Consider the following 13,671-nt stretch of genomic DNA (forward strand, 5'->3'; position numbering starts at 1 on the left):
TGCCCCCGGACATGTAGTGCGTGATGCGTCCACGAACTCATGCGCAAGCGGGCGTTAGCCGTTCAGCGTGCCAAGGCGAGGCAGTCCTGTCGGCGGGCGCAAGGCACCACACTGTGTAGGCCCATGCCATAGACCAGCAGGAACCGTGCCACCAGAGGGGGCGTGAAGTGGCTGCGACCAATGATCAGGCAAGACTGATCAGCTCACCGCCGCTCCGCTGCCGCAGAGCTTCTCCAGCAACTGGTGCTGTACGTTGCGCGGACTCTGGCCGCTCGCCGGCTGCGCCCGCACGTAGCTTCCGTCCGGTTGCAGCAACGACGCACTGGCGTTGTCGGCCAGGTAGAGATCCAGCTCGCGGCGCACCCGCTGGATCAGCTTCTTGCCCTCGATGGGAAAGCCGGTTTCCACGCGACGATCGAGGTTGCGCTCCATCAGGTCGGCGCTGGCCAGGTAGAGCTTCTCCTCGCCGTCGTTGGCGAACCAGTAGACGCGGCTGTGTTCCAGGAACCGGCCGATGATCGAGCGCACCCGGATGTTGTGCGATACCCCGGGCACGCCGGGACGCAGGCAGCACATGCCGCGCACGATCAGGTCGATCTTCACCCCCGCCATGCTGGCCTTGTACAGAGCGCGGATCACCTTGGCGTCGGTCACCGCGTTGACCTTGATGATGATCTGCGCCGGCTTGCCGGCTTCGGCATGCGCCGTCTCGCGGGCGATCAGGTCGAGCAGGGTCTTCTTCAGCGTGAACGGCGCATGCAGCAGCTTCTTCATCGGCTGCACCTTGCCCATGCCGGTGAGCTGGCTGAACAGCTTGTGCACGTCCTCGCACAGCACCGGATCGGAGGTGAGCAGGCTGTAGTCGGTGTAAAGCCGCGCGTTGCCGGTATGGTAGTTGCCGGTGCCCAGGTGCGCGTAGCGCACCAGCTCGCTGCCCTCGCGGCGCTGGATCAGCATCAGCTTGGCGTGCGTCTTCACGCCCACCACGCCGTAGATCACCACCGCGCCGGCCTGCTGCAGGCGCGAGGCGAGGGTGAGGTTGGATTCCTCATCGAAGCGCGCGCGCAGCTCGATCACCGCGGTGACCTCCTTGCCGGCGCGCGCCGCGTCCACCAACGCATCGACGATTTCCGAAGTGGCGCCGCTGCGGTACAGCGTCTGCTTGATCGCCAGCACCGAGGGATCCTTCGCCGCCTGGCGCAGCATGTCGACCACCGGAGTGAACGACTCGTACGGATGCAGCAGCAGCACGTCCTGGCGGCTCAGGCTGGCGAAGATGTCGTCGGACTTCTTCAGCTGCTTGGGGATCGAGGGCGTGAACGGTTGGAACTGCAGCTGCGGGAAGCCAGGCTTGCTGGCCACGCCGAACAGGCGCGACAGGTTTACTGCGCCATTGACTTCATACAGCTCGGCGGCGGTGAGCCCGAACTGCTTGAGCAGGTAGTCGATAAGCAGCTTGGGGCAGTTGTCGGCCACCTCCAGCCGCACCGCGTCGCCGAAGCGTCGGGTGTACAGGCCGCCGCGCAGGGCGCGCGCGAGGTCGTCCACGTCTTCCGGGTCGATCGTCAGGTCGGCGTTGCGGGTGAGGCGGAACTGGTAGCAGCCGTGCACCTGCATGCCGGGAAACAGCTCGTCGACGTGGGCGTGGATCACCGACGACAGCAGCACGTGGTTCTCGCCGCCCTCGCAGATGTCGTCGGGCAGGCGCATCAGGCGCGGCAGCACGCGCGGTGCCGGCACGATGGCCAGGCCCGAATCGCGGCCGAATGCATCCACGCCTTCCAGCTGCACGATGAAGTTGAGGCTCTTGTTCACCAGCAGCGGAAACGGGTGGGTGGGGTCCAGCCCGATCGGCGTGATCAGGGGGGCCACCTCGTGGCGGAAGTAGCGGCGCACCCAATGCTTCTGCTTCAGCGTCCACTCGTTGCGGCGCACGATGCGGATGCCCTGGGCAGCCAGCTCGGGCAGGATGCGCTCGTTGAGGATCGCGTACTGGCGTTCGATCTGCTGGTGCGCCACCTCGCTGATCATCGCCAGCGCCTGCTTTGGCGGAATGCCGTCCGGCCCGACCAACTCGTGGTCGAAGGCGATCTGGTCCTTCAGCTCGGCCACGCGGATCTCGAAGAACTCGTCCATGTTGCTGGAGAAGATCAGCAGGAACTTCAGCCGTTCCTGCAGCGGTGTGCCCTCGTCCAGCGCCTGGTCGAGCACCCGGATGTTGAACTGCAGCTGCGACAGCTCGCGATGGATGTACAGCGAGCGATCGGCCAGGTCGACCGTACCCACGGCTTCCGCGGGTGGCACGGACGATGCGGCTGGGGCGGGCTTCTTGCGCTGGGTCATCGGGCTTCTATCCGGGGAGAGGTCGGCGATGCAGACGGACACCGGCGAGCGTCATCGCACGGACATGTTGTGCTGCCTGGTTGACGTCCATGTGACACGCCCATGCTAGCGGCGGCCGTGCATCGCGGCAGCTGACCCATGTCAGCTGCCGGTGCCGTGGTCGTGTCTGGTGAGGTAGCGGCTGGGCGCATCGCCGAGCACGCGGCGGAAGGCGGCGGTGAACGCACTAGTGCTGCCGTAGCCCAGCTCCATCGCTACGCGGGTGACCGACTCGCCGCGTCCGAATCGGGTCAGCGCCGCCAGCAAGCAGGCCTGCTGGCGCCAGCTCGCGAAACTCATGCCGGTCTGGCTGCGGAACAGCCGGGTGAAGTTACGTCGGCTCATGCCCGCCTTGTGCGCCATGGCGTCGATGTCGATGTCCAGTGCGGGGGCGTCGAGCAGACGCCGGCACAACCGAGCCAGACGCGCATCGCGCGGCAGCGGCGTGTTCAGCGGCAGGGCGGGCATCGCGGCGAGCTCGTCCAGCAGCAGCGCCATCACCCGTCCATCGCGGCCGTCCAGCGCGTACTCGGCCGGCAGGTCCACCGCTTCATGCAGCAGCGCGTGCAGCAACGGCGACACCTCGATCACCCGGCAGTGGATCGGCAGGCCGATCCCCTCGGCCGCCTCGCGGCGCACGTAGGCGCTGTGAGTGGACACGGTGCCGCTCATGCGCACCTCGTGCGCGACGCCGGGAGGAATCCACAGCGCCCGCCGTGGCGGAACGACCCAGCTGCCGGCATCGGTGATCACCGTGACCACGCCGGTGGAGGCATACAGCAGCTGGCCGCGTTTGTGCGTGTGGCGGGGGAGCACGAAGTGCGGCGGGTACTCGTTGCCGGTGGTGACGACGTCGCGCGGGGTGTCTTCGTAGTGGATGACGCGGGTGTTGCGCATGCCGACGATGTGGCCCGAATTCGACAGAAGTTGACCCGTTGATCAAAGCGGGCCGTCCGGGGCGACTCTAAAGTGGCCGCCCCGGTCACGCAACGACCCGCCACTCCCCTGAGCCCTGCCGATGAACATCCGCGTCGACGATGCGCCCCTGCCGTCCCCCGACGCTGTCACCGCAAGGTCGCCGCACGCGTCCGGCGGCCCGGCCGTCGCGGTGCTCGGCGGAATCAGCTTTGCCCACATGCTCAACGACATGATCCAGTCGCTGATCCTGGCGATCTATCCGGTGCTGAAGGACGGCTTCCACCTGAGCTTCACCCAGATCGGCCTGATCACGCTCACCTACCAGATCACCGCGTCGCTGCTGCAACCGCTGGTCGGCATGGTCACCGATCGCCGGCCGATGCCGTATTCGCTGCCCGTCGGCATGGGCTTCACCCTGTGCGGCCTGTTGCTGCTGTCGGTGGCGCCCAGTTTTTCGTTGTTGCTGCTGGCTGCCGGGCTGGTCGGCACCGGCTCGGCGATCTTCCATCCGGAATCCTCGCGGGTCGCCCGACTGGCTTCGGGCGGCCGCCATGGCCTGGCGCAGTCGGTGTTCCAGGTCGGCGGGAATACCGGGTCGTCGCTCGGCCCCTTGCTGGCGGCGTGGATCATCGTGCCGCACGGACGCGGCAGCGTGGCGTGGTTCTCGCTGGCGGCGCTGCTGGCGATCGTGGTGCTGCTGCAGGTGGGCCGCTGGTACGGCGCACACCATGTGGCCCGCAGCCGGGCGATCGTGCATCACCCCGCCGTGGCCTCGCTTTCGCGGCCCCGCATCGTCGGCGCGCTGGCGATCCTGGGGCTGCTGATCTTCTCGAAGTATTTCTACCTGGCCAGCCTCAGCAGCTATTACACGTTCTATCTGATCCACACCTTCGGCGTATCGGTGCAGAGCGCGCAGGTGCATCTGTTCGCGTTCCTGTTCGCAGTGGCGGCCGGTTCGCTGATCGGCGGTCCGATCGGCGACCGGATCGGACGCAAGTGGGTGATCTGGGTGTCCATCCTCGGCGTGGCGCCGTTCACCCTGCTGCTGCCGCACGTCGGTCTGGCATGGACTGGCGTGCTGTCGGTAGTGATCGGCTTGATCCTGGCGTCGGCGTTCTCGGCCATCCTGGTGTATGCGCAGGAGCTGATTCCCGGGCGCGTCGGCATGATCTCGGGCCTGTTCTTCGGCTTCGCCTTCGGGATGGGGGGCATCGGCGCCGCGGTGCTCGGCAACCTGGCCGATGCGCACGGCATTGCCTACGTCTACCAGCTCTGCGCCTACCTGCCGTTGATGGGACTGATCACCGTGTTTCTGCCCAACCTGGAGCCGTCACGGGCCAGGTGAGGGTGCCTGTGGACGCTCGAGCTGACGCCATGGCGGGGGCGGGTTAGCATGCCCGGACCGGTCACCTGCTGTGACCCGCGATCCGAGGAGATTTCCATGCGTTCGAGCAATCCCGTCCTGAAGGACAAGGTCTTCCAGGGCCCGTTCGCCGCTGGTGAGCGGATGACCATGAACGGCACCATCGCCAAGACTGGCCTGTTGCTGCTGCTGGCCGTGGTCACCGGCAGCTGGACCTGGAACCGCTTCGCCGAAGCCGCCGCCGACGGCAATCTGCAGGCCGCGCTGGCGGCGGTGTCGCCGTTCCTGTGGGGTGGGTTGCTGGCCGGATTCGCGTTGGCCATGGTGTCGAGCTTCGCGCCGCGCTGGTCCGGCATCACCGCACCGCTGTACGCGATTGCCGAGGGCTTTGCGCTCGGCGGCATCTCCGCCTTCATGGAACTGCGGTTTCCCGGCATCGTGCTGCAGGCGATCATGCTCACCGTGGGCGTGCTGGCGGCGATGCTGCTGCTCTACCGCACCGGGGTGATCAAGGTCACCGACAAGTTCCGCATGGGCGTGGTGGCGGCCACCGGCGGCATCATGCTGCTCTACCTGGTGGACTTCGGCCTGCGCACGTTCACCAGCATCCAGATTCCCTTCATCCACGAATCCGGCGCCATGGGCATCGGCTTCAGCCTGCTGGTGGTGGGCCTGGCCGCGCTGAACCTGGTGCTCGACTTCGACATGATCGAGCGGGGCGCCGCGCAGGGCGCGCCGAAGTACATGGAGTGGTTCGGCGCATTCGCGCTGATGGTCACGCTGGTGTGGCTGTACATGGAAATCCTGCGCCTGCTGTCCAAGGCGCGTCGCTGAGGCAACCGGTCCGGATCAGTCGCCGCCCTCAGTCATCGCCTTTGGGCAGCTCGGCCAGCGGCAGGCTGATCCGGATCACCGTGCCCACGCCATCGCCCGGCAGCGCTTCCACGCTGCCGCCGTGGGCGCCGATCATGCCACGGCAGATCGCCAGCCCGAGGCCGGTGCCCTGCGGAGAACGGTCGCCGCGGGACACCGAATAGAACATGTCGAAGATGCGCACGCGCTCGTCCTCGGGAATGCCGGGGCCGCGGTCGGCCACGTCGATCAGCAGGCGCTCGTCGGCGACATGCACGGTGATGCGGACCGGCTCGTTGGGCGGCGAGAAGCGCGCGGCGTTCTCCAGGATGTTGAACAGCGCCTGCTCGATCAGTGCCGGGTGCACGTACATCAGCACCGGATCGCGCGGCGCGTCGGTCTCCACGCGCAGGTCGGGGAACAACTTGCGCAGGCGGCCCAGCGCGGCGCCGACGATCTCCGCGCTGTCGGTCCAGTCGCGGTTGAGCTTGAGCGTGCCGTGGCCCAGACGGGTCATGTCGAGCAGGTTCTGGATGTAGCGATCCAGCCGCTGGCCCTCGCCGAGGATCGACGCCAGCAGCTCGCGCCGCTCGGTCGGCGGCAGCTTGTCCTCGTAGCTCACCAGGGTGCCGGCGGCGCCGATCATCGAGGCCAGCGGCGAGCGCAGATCGTGCGAGACCGACGAGAGCAGGGCGCTGCGCAAGCGCTCGGTTTCGCCCTGCACGCGCGCGCTCTCCAGTTCGTCGGCGAGGCGTGCGCGCTCCAGTGCGCGGCCGATGTCCTGCACCATGGCGAGGGCGAGGCTGCGCCGATCCGGGTTCAGCGTGGCGCGGTCGTCCAGTCGCAGCGCGGCCACGCCCAGGCGGTGATCTTCCGTGCCCAGCGGCAGCATCCAGCAGGCGGCGCCGTTGAGCGTGTCGGTGTGGCGACCGGCGGCCTCGGCGTGGCGCTCGCACCAGTCGGCGGCGGCCTGGTCCTGGTGGCTCAGCGCAAAACTGCGCGGCGCGCTGGCGGCTGGCTGCAGGCGCTGGTCGGTGTCGCGCACGAGCAACGCGGCATGAGCGCCCAACGCGTGCGCGAGGGCCTGCGCCCCGGCCTCCCGCACGGCCTCGGCGTCGGCGCTCGCGGCGAGCTGCTGGCCGAGCCGCAGCAGCGCCCGCGCCCGCACTTGCGCGTCGCGCAGCGATGCCACCTGGCTCGACAGCCGGGTGGCCAGCCGGCTGCACACCAGTGCCGTGACCAGGAACAGCGTCACCGCCAGCACATCGTCGGCGTTGGCGATCGCCAGGGTGTAGCGCGGCGCGGTGAAGAAGAAGTTGTAGCCCAGGAAGCACAGCACGGCCGTATAGACGGCCACGGTCATGCGCGTGCGCACCGCCACCGCCAGCACGGCGATGAGGAAAATCGGCGAGAGATTGGCCACCGACAGGTATCGGTCGGCGGCAAAGGCCGCCACGAAGGCGATGCCGGCAGCCAGGGTGGCGTAGCCGTACTCGCCGCGTGATCCGCGCGCGCGGGTGATCCGCCGTCGGCGCGCCTGGGCGCGCTCCGCCGGCGTGGCGATGATGGTCAGTTCCATGTGCGCTCCACGACGCAGCAGCCGCTGGGTGAGCGAGATGCCGAGCAGGCGCGCGATCGGCCGCTCACGGGTGCGCCCCAGGATGATCTGGCCGACGCCCTCGCGATCGGCATGGGCGAGCAGTTCGTCGGCGATCACGTGGCCGCGCAGGATGATCGTCTCGCCGCCCAGGCGCTCGGCCAGCCGCATGGCGGCATCGAGCCGTTCGCGGCGGGCCGGCTCCAGTTCCGCGCCGGTGTCGACGAAGGCGACGCTCCACGGCGCACCGCGTCGCTCGGCGATACGCCGGGCCACGCGCACCAGATAGTCGCTCTGGCCGTGGCCGTCGATCGCCGCCAGCACGTGCCGGCGCACCGGCATCGCGGTGCCGCGGGCGAGCATGTGCTCGCGCAGGTCGTTGTCGACGTGGCCGGCGATGGTTTCCACCGCCAGCTCGCGCAGCGCCGCCAGGTTGGTCGGCGAGAAGAAGGCGTTGAGCGCCGCCGCCGCGGTTTCCGGCACGTAGACCTTGCCCTGCTTGAGCCGGCCGATCAGCTCGCGTGGCGGCAGGTCGACCAGCACGATGTCACGCGCGCGGTCGAGGAAGGCATCGGGCACGGTCTCGCGCACGGTGATGCCGGTGATCCGGCGCACCTGGTCGTTGCGACTCTCCAGGTGCTGCACGTTGAGCGCGGTGTAGACCTCGATGCCGGCGTCGAGCAGCTCGGCGATGTCCTGCCAGCGACGCGTGTGGCGGCCGCCGGGCAGGTTGGTATGGGCCAGTTCGTCGACCAGCAGGACCGCCGGGCGTCGCGCGAGCGCGGCGTCGAGGTCGAACTCGGTGAACTCGCGCTCGTGCTGCTGTACGGTGCGACGCGGCAGCACTTCCAGCCCTTCCAGCAGCGCCGCGGTCTCGGCGCGGCCGTGGGTTTCCACCAGGCCGACCACCACGTCCACGCCTTGCCGTTTCAGTTCGCGCGCAGCCGAGAGCATGGCGAAGGTCTTGCCGACGCCGGGTGCCGCACCGAGGAAGATCTTCAGCCGGTGCTGGTCGGCGCCCTGCGTGGCATGCAGCAGGGCGTCGGCACGGGCGTCACGCGCGGAATCGGTCATCGTCGTCTCTCGTCGGCGACAGGGCTACATGGAAGGATCAGCGTCTGGCGAGTGCATCCAGCGCCAGGTTGAGTCCGAGCACGTTCACGCGGGGCTCGCCCAGCACGCCGAGCTGACGCCCCTGCGTGTGGGCGCGCACCAGCGCCTGCACCTGCGCCACGTCGAGCCGGCGAAGCCGCGCCACACGCGCCACCTGATATTGCGCCGCGGCCGGGCTGATCTGCGGATCGAGGCCACTGCCCGAGGCGGTCACCAGATCCACCGGCACCGGCATGTGGTTGCCCGGGTCGGCGCCCTGCAGGGCGGCGATGCGCTGCTTCACCGCATCGGCCAGGGCCGGGTTGGTCGGTCCCTGGTTCGAGCCGGACGATGCGCTGGCGTTGTATGGATTGGGCGCGGTGGCTGACGGACGACCCCAGAAATAGCGCGGATCGTCGAACGACTGCCCGATCAGCGCCGAGCCGACCGGCTTGCCGTCGCGCTCGATCAGGCTGCCGTCGGCCTGGTGGGCGAAGGCGAGCCGGGACAAGCCGGTGGCGGCCAGCGGATACAGCACGCCGGTGATCACGGTCATCACCAGCAGCATCAGGAAGGATTGGCGCAAAAGCTTGAACATGGATGTGCTCCGGTCAGAACGTGCCTTGCAGCATCACGAAACCGCGGCTGCCGCCCACGTTGCGGGTGTCGCGGGCGTCGAGGAAGCTGGCGGTACGACGGTAGAAATCGGCGTTGGTGGCATGGGTGACGCCGCCGCTGATCGACCAGTGCGGGTTGAACTGGTATTTCAGCGTGGCGCCGAAGTCGCTGTAGCTCGGGTCGCGCGCGCCATTGGCCAGCGCCGTCGCCAGCGCGGTGGTGTAGTGCGTGTGGCCGGCATGCAGGGCCAGGCTCCAGGCATCGGCCAGCGGGAAGCTGGCGTCGAGCTGCAGGTAGTAGGTGCCCTTCGAATCGCCGGTGTAGCCCTGCTCGGTGTCCACGCCGAAATAATCGGTGAGCGCGCGGTTGTACTTCAGGGTGAACTGCTTCCAGGTCAGCGCGGCGTTCGCCTCGACGGTGTTGAGCGAGCGCGAGGGCAGGCCGGCCTGGTTGAGGTTGGCGCCGGGGTAGACGTACGTGTAGAGACCCACGCGCCAGGACCAGTTGCTGTCGATCGCCCGGCCGTAGCTGGCGTACAGATCCAGCTCCATCGCGCCACCGGGGTAGCTGCGCTCGCCGATGCTCGACCCCCAGAAGCCGGCGGCAAAGCCGTTCGGGTTGGTGTAGTCGGCACCGCCCTGGATCGCGGGGCGGCCCCAGGTCTGGGTAAGGCCGCGGAACAGGTAGTCGGAGGTCACGGCGAGGTTGCCGGTGACCGGGGAAGCGCGGTCATCGGCATGGGCTGCGGTGACCCCGGTGAGGGCGATGAGGGCCGTTGCGGCGATACGTGCAAAGGACATTGTTGTCTCCGGAGGGAAGTGGCGGCTCAGGCCAGGCCGAACGCCACCAGCAGCAGGTCGATCAGCTTGATGCCGAGGAACGGCACCGCGATGCCGCCCAGGCCGTACACCAGCAGGTTGCGACGCAGCAGCGCGCCGGCGCCCAGGGCGCGGTACTTCACGCCCTTGAGCGCGAGCGGGATCAGGAAAATGATGATCAGCGCGTTGAAGATCACCGCCGACAGGATCGCGCTCTGCGGCGTGGCCAGGTGCATCACGTTGAGCGCGTTGAGCGCCGGGTAGGTGGTGGCGAACGCGGCCGGGATGATCGCGAAGTACTTGGCGATGTCGTTGGCGATGGAGAACGTGGTCAGCGCGCCGCGGGTGATCAGCATTTGCTTGCCGATCTCCACCACCTCGATCAGCTTGGTCGGATTGGAGTCCAGGTCGACCATGTTGCCGGCTTCCTTGGCCGCCTGCGTGCCGGTGTTCATCGCCACCGCCACGTCGGCCTGGGCCAGCGCCGGGGCGTCGTTGGTGCCGTCGCCGCACATCGCTACAAGGCGGTTTTCCGACTGGATCTCGCGGATCAGGCCGAGCTTGGCTTCCGGCGTGGCTTCGGCGAGGAAGTCGTCCACGCCGGCCTCGGCGGCGATGGCCGCGGCAGTGAGCGGGTTGTCGCCGGTGATCATGATGGTCTTGATGCCCATCGCGCGCATCTCGGCGAAGCGCTCCTTGATGCCGCCCTTCACGATGTCCTTCAGTTCGATCACGCCCAGCGCGAGGGCGCCGTCGGTGACGATCAGCGGGGTGGCGCCGCGGCGGGCGATCTCCTCGGCGATGCGCTTGACCGCCGGTGGCAACTGGCTGCCCTGGGCGGTCAGGTGACGCTCCACCGCATCGAGCGCGCCCTTGCGGATGCGCCGGCCATCGATGTCGACGCCGCTCATGCGGGTCTGCGCGGTGAAGGGAACGAACTCGGCGGCGCCCTCGGCTGGCGTGTGCGCCTCCAGGCCGTGTCGCTCGCGCGCCAGCATCACTACGCTGCGGCCTTCGGGAGTCTCGTCGGCCAGCGAGGCAAGCTGTGCCGACTCGGCCAGCACGCGCTCATCGATGCCCGGTGCCGGCAGGAAGGCCACCGCCTGGCGGTTGCCCAGCGTGATGGTGCCGGTCTTGTCCAGCAGCAGCACGTCGACGTCACCGGCCGCTTCCACCGCCCGGCCCGAGGTGGCGATTACGTTGGCGCGGATCATCCGGTCCATGCCGGCGATGCCGATCGCCGACAGCAGTGCGCCGATGGTGGTGGGGATCAGGCACACCAGCAGTGCGATCAGCACGGTGAGCGTGATCGGACTGCCGCTGCCGGTGGCCTGCACGCTGTAGATCGAGTACGGCAGCAGCGTGGCGCAGGCGAGCAGGAAGATCAGCGTGAACTTCGCCAGCAGGATGGTCAGCGCGATCTCGTTTGGCGTCTTGCGCCGCGCCGCGCCTTCGACCATCGCGATCATGCGGTCGAGGAAGGTCTCGCCCGGGTTGCGGGTGATGCGCACCACCAGCCAGTCCGACAGCAGCTGGGTGCCGCCGGTGACGGCACTGCGATCGCCGCCCGCCTCGCGGATCACCGGTGCGGATTCGCCGGTGATCGCGCTCTCGTTGACGCTGGCGGCGCCCACGATGGCCTCGCCGTCGCCGGGCAGGATGTCGCCCGCCTGCACCAGCACCACGTCGCCGGCGCGCAGGTCGGCCGAGGACATCAGGGTCACCGCCGCATCGCGCCTCGGAGCGGCCAGCTTCTTGGCCAGCACATCCTTGCGCGAGCTGCGCAGCGCATCGGCCTGGGCCTTGCCGCGGCCCTCGGCCAGCGCCTCGGCGAAGTTGGCGAACAGCAGGGTGAACCACAGCCACAGGCTGACCCAGAAGATGAACGCGGTCGGCGCCTCGCCGTGGCCCGTCAGCGCCTGCACCCACAGCCCTGTCGTGAGCAGGCTGCACAGGAACACCACGAACATCACCGGGTTGCGGAACTGCAGCCGCGGCGAGAGCTTGCGGAAGGAATCGGCGACGGCAGCCAGCACCAGCTCACGGTTGAACTGGCTCGTCGCATGCGTGTGCGAAGTCATGGATCAGCGTCCCAGCAGAGATTCGACGATCGGCCCCAGGGCCAGCGCCGGCAGGAAGGTGAGTGCGCCGATCACGATCACCACGCAGGCCAGCAGCGTGACGAACAGCGGCGTGTGGGTGGGCAGCGTGCCGGCCGACGGCGGCACGCTGCGCTTGGCGGCCAGCGAGCCGGCCATGGCGAGCATCGCCACGATCAGCGGATAGCGGGCCAGGAACATGCAGATGCCCAGCAGGACGTTCCAGAACGGCGTGTTGGCCGACAGTCCACCGAACGCGCTGCCGTTGTTGTTCGAGGCCGAGCTGACGGCGTAGAGCATCTCGCTGAAGCCGTGCGCACCAGGGTTGGCCACACTGCCGAACCCGGCGGGCACCATCACCGCGATGGCGGTGCCGATCACCACCAGCGCGCAGGGAATCAGCACCGCGATCGAGGCCATCTTCATCTCGTGCGCCTCGATCTTCTTGCCGAGGTATTCGGGCGTGCGGCCCACCATCAGGCCGGCGATGAACACCGCCACCACGGCGAACGCGAGCATGCCGTACAGCCCCGAACCGACACCGCCGAAGATCACTTCGCCGAGCTGGATCAGCCACATCGGCACCAGCCCGCCGATCGGCGTGAACGAGTCATGCATGGCATTGACCGAACCGTTCGAGGCGGCGGTGGTGGCGGTGGCCCAGATCGTCGAATTGACGATGCCGAAGCGCGTTTCCTTGCCTTCCATGTTGCCGCCGGCCTGCAGCGCCGACGCGTGCTGGTCCACGCCCAGGCCGTGCAGCAACGGGTTGCCTGCCTGTTCGGCGCCCGTGCATACCAGCAGCAGCGGCACGAAGATCACCAGCATTGCCGCCAGCAGTGCCCAGCCCTGGCGACGGTCGCCGACCATCTTGCCGAAGGTGTAGCAGAGCGCAGCCGGAATCAGCAGGATCGCCAGCATCTCGAAGAAGTTGCTCAGCGGCGTGGGATTCTCGAACGGGTGCGCGGAGTTCACGTTGAAGAAGCCGCCGCCGTTGGTGCCCAGCTGCTTGATTGCGATCTGCGAGGCGGCCGGACCCATCGGCAGGGTCTGCGTGGTCACCGGCACCTCGCGCGTGGTGGCGTGGCCGGCGGCGTCCTTGGTCGTCTCGGTGTAGTGCGTGGTCCGCAGCACCGGCACCTCGACGTAGGGCTTGAAGTTCTGCACCACGCCCTGCGACACCAGCACCAGGCTCAGCAGTAGCGACAGCGGCACCAGCACGTAGAGCGTGCTGCGTGTGAGGTCGACCCAGAAGTTGCCCAGGCCACTGGCGCTTCTGCGCACAAAGCCGCGGATCACCGCGATCAGCACCGCGATGCCGGTGGCGGCGGAGAGGAAGTTCTGCACCGCCAGGCCCAGCATCTGGGTCAGGTAGCTCATGGTCGACTCGCCGCCATAGCCCTGCCAGTTGGTATTGGTGGCGAAGCTGATGGCGGTGTTCATCGCCGAGTCCGGCGACACCGCGGCCAGGTGCTGCGGATTCAGCGGCAGCCACAGCTGCAGGCGCTGCAGGGCGTACACCGCCAGCAGGCCGAGCACATTGAAGACCAGCATCGCCCACGCGTACTGCTTCCAGCCCATGTCCTCCTCGGGATGGATGCCGCAGACTCGGTAAAGCACGCGTTCCACGCCGGCGCCCAGGCGCGTGACGCGATTGGGCGAATCGGAAAATACGTTCGCCATGTAACTTCCCAGGGGTTTCACCAGCAAGAGCAGCGCCGCCAGGAACAGGGCGATCTGGAGATAGTCGTTGGTGGTCATTCGAACCACTCCGGCTTGAGCAGGGCCACGCAGAGGTAGCCCGTGAGGGCCACTGCGATCGCAGCGGCCAGCGCGTAGATGAAGGTCATGGCGAATTCCGTCGGAAAGATCGCGGGGGCGGCACGGCTCAGCGCCGGCCGAGCCGGTCGCAGAGGCGCACGAGGCCAGCTG

The 13,671-nt window shown here is 68.2% G+C and carries 10 protein-coding genes; 2 read left to right on the forward strand and 8 right to left on the reverse strand.

Going from position 1 to position 13,671, the window contains the following annotated elements:
- Window positions 1-198: 198 nt before the first annotated feature.
- Together ppk1 and ISP17_RS11710 are read right to left on the reverse strand one after the other, a co-directional pair.
- Window positions 199-2,343, reverse strand: a complete 2,145-nt coding sequence (gene ppk1, locus ISP17_RS11705) for a polyphosphate kinase 1 (protein WP_404633327.1) — start codon at window positions 2,341-2,343, stop codon at window positions 199-201.
- Between the two features lie 141 nt (window positions 2,344-2,484).
- Window positions 2,485-3,279 (reverse strand): AraC family transcriptional regulator, encoded by a 795-nt coding sequence (locus ISP17_RS11710; RefSeq protein ID WP_404633329.1) that lies wholly within the window; start codon window positions 3,277-3,279, stop codon window positions 2,485-2,487.
- A 121-nt stretch (window positions 3,280-3,400) separates the two neighbouring features.
- Here ISP17_RS11710 and ISP17_RS11715 point away from each other — a divergent pair, with 121 nt between their 5' ends.
- Window positions 3,401-4,645: an MFS transporter gene (locus ISP17_RS11715; RefSeq protein WP_404633331.1), complete on the forward strand. Its 1,245-nt coding sequence runs from the start codon at window positions 3,401-3,403 to the stop codon at window positions 4,643-4,645.
- 96 nt (window positions 4,646-4,741) lie between these two features.
- Entirely contained in the window at window positions 4,742-5,497 is a 756-nt protein-coding gene (locus ISP17_RS11720; protein ID WP_404633333.1) for a Bax inhibitor-1/YccA family protein, read from the forward strand.
- Between the two features lie 28 nt (window positions 5,498-5,525).
- Here ISP17_RS11720 and ISP17_RS11725 read toward each other — a convergent pair whose 3' ends face one another.
- Genes ISP17_RS11725 through kdpF form a run of 6 tightly spaced genes read right to left on the reverse strand, consistent with a single transcriptional unit; the run spans window position 5,526 to window position 13,589 of the window.
- The gene (locus ISP17_RS11725) at window positions 5,526-8,186 is read right to left on the reverse strand and encodes an ATP-binding protein (RefSeq protein WP_404633335.1); all 2,661 of its coding nucleotides are present in this window, start codon (window positions 8,184-8,186) and stop codon (window positions 5,526-5,528) included.
- A 37-nt stretch (window positions 8,187-8,223) separates the two neighbouring features.
- A complete protein-coding gene (gene kdpC, locus ISP17_RS11730) occupies window positions 8,224-8,802 on the reverse strand; it encodes a potassium-transporting ATPase subunit KdpC (protein ID WP_404633337.1) in 579 nt (192 codons plus the stop codon).
- Window positions 8,803-8,815: 13 nt separating this feature from the next.
- The gene (locus ISP17_RS11735; RefSeq protein ID WP_404633339.1) at window positions 8,816-9,622 is read right to left on the reverse strand and encodes a TorF family putative porin; all 807 of its coding nucleotides are present in this window, start codon (window positions 9,620-9,622) and stop codon (window positions 8,816-8,818) included.
- A 26-nt stretch (window positions 9,623-9,648) separates the two neighbouring features.
- Window positions 9,649-11,721: a potassium-transporting ATPase subunit KdpB gene (gene kdpB / locus ISP17_RS11740; RefSeq protein WP_404633341.1), complete on the reverse strand. Its 2,073-nt coding sequence runs from the start codon at window positions 11,719-11,721 to the stop codon at window positions 9,649-9,651.
- A gap of 3 nt (window positions 11,722-11,724) precedes the next feature.
- Entirely contained in the window at window positions 11,725-13,500 is a 1,776-nt protein-coding gene (kdpA, locus tag ISP17_RS11745) for a potassium-transporting ATPase subunit KdpA (RefSeq protein WP_404633343.1), read from the reverse strand.
- The gene (kdpF, locus tag ISP17_RS11750; RefSeq protein ID WP_404633345.1) at window positions 13,497-13,589 is read right to left on the reverse strand and encodes a K(+)-transporting ATPase subunit F; all 93 of its coding nucleotides are present in this window, start codon (window positions 13,587-13,589) and stop codon (window positions 13,497-13,499) included. Before kdpF ends, kdpA begins: the two co-directional genes overlap by 4 nt.
- Window positions 13,590-13,671 lie beyond the last annotated feature (82 nt).

Origin of the sequence: Dyella ginsengisoli, assembly GCF_044904665.1 — a bacterium.
In the GTDB taxonomy this organism is placed as follows: Bacteria; Pseudomonadota; Gammaproteobacteria; order Xanthomonadales; family Rhodanobacteraceae; genus Dyella_A; species Dyella_A ginsengisoli.

What these genes read in the sequence shown, in the direction of transcription:
- ppk1 (WP_404633327.1), bottom strand. Translation starts at nt 2,343, where the DNA reads ATGACCCAGCGCAAGAAGCCCGCCCCAGCCGCATCGTCCGTGCCACCC.
- ISP17_RS11710 (WP_404633329.1), bottom strand. Translation starts at nt 3,279, where the DNA reads ATGCGCAACACCCGCGTCATCCACTACGAAGACACCCCGCGCGACGTC.
- ISP17_RS11715 (WP_404633331.1), top strand. Translation starts at nt 3,401, where the DNA reads ATGAACATCCGCGTCGACGATGCGCCCCTGCCGTCCCCCGACGCTGTC.
- ISP17_RS11720 (WP_404633333.1), top strand. Translation starts at nt 4,742, where the DNA reads ATGCGTTCGAGCAATCCCGTCCTGAAGGACAAGGTCTTCCAGGGCCCG.
- ISP17_RS11725 (WP_404633335.1), bottom strand. Translation starts at nt 8,186, where the DNA reads ATGACCGATTCCGCGCGTGACGCCCGTGCCGACGCCCTGCTGCATGCC.
- kdpC (WP_404633337.1), bottom strand. Translation starts at nt 8,802, where the DNA reads ATGTTCAAGCTTTTGCGCCAATCCTTCCTGATGCTGCTGGTGATGACC.
- ISP17_RS11735 (WP_404633339.1), bottom strand. Translation starts at nt 9,622, where the DNA reads ATGTCCTTTGCACGTATCGCCGCAACGGCCCTCATCGCCCTCACCGGG.
- kdpB (WP_404633341.1), bottom strand. Translation starts at nt 11,721, where the DNA reads ATGACTTCGCACACGCATGCGACGAGCCAGTTCAACCGTGAGCTGGTG.
- kdpA (WP_404633343.1), bottom strand. Translation starts at nt 13,500, where the DNA reads ATGACCACCAACGACTATCTCCAGATCGCCCTGTTCCTGGCGGCGCTG.
- kdpF (WP_404633345.1), bottom strand. Translation starts at nt 13,589, where the DNA reads ATGACCTTCATCTACGCGCTGGCCGCTGCGATCGCAGTGGCCCTCACG.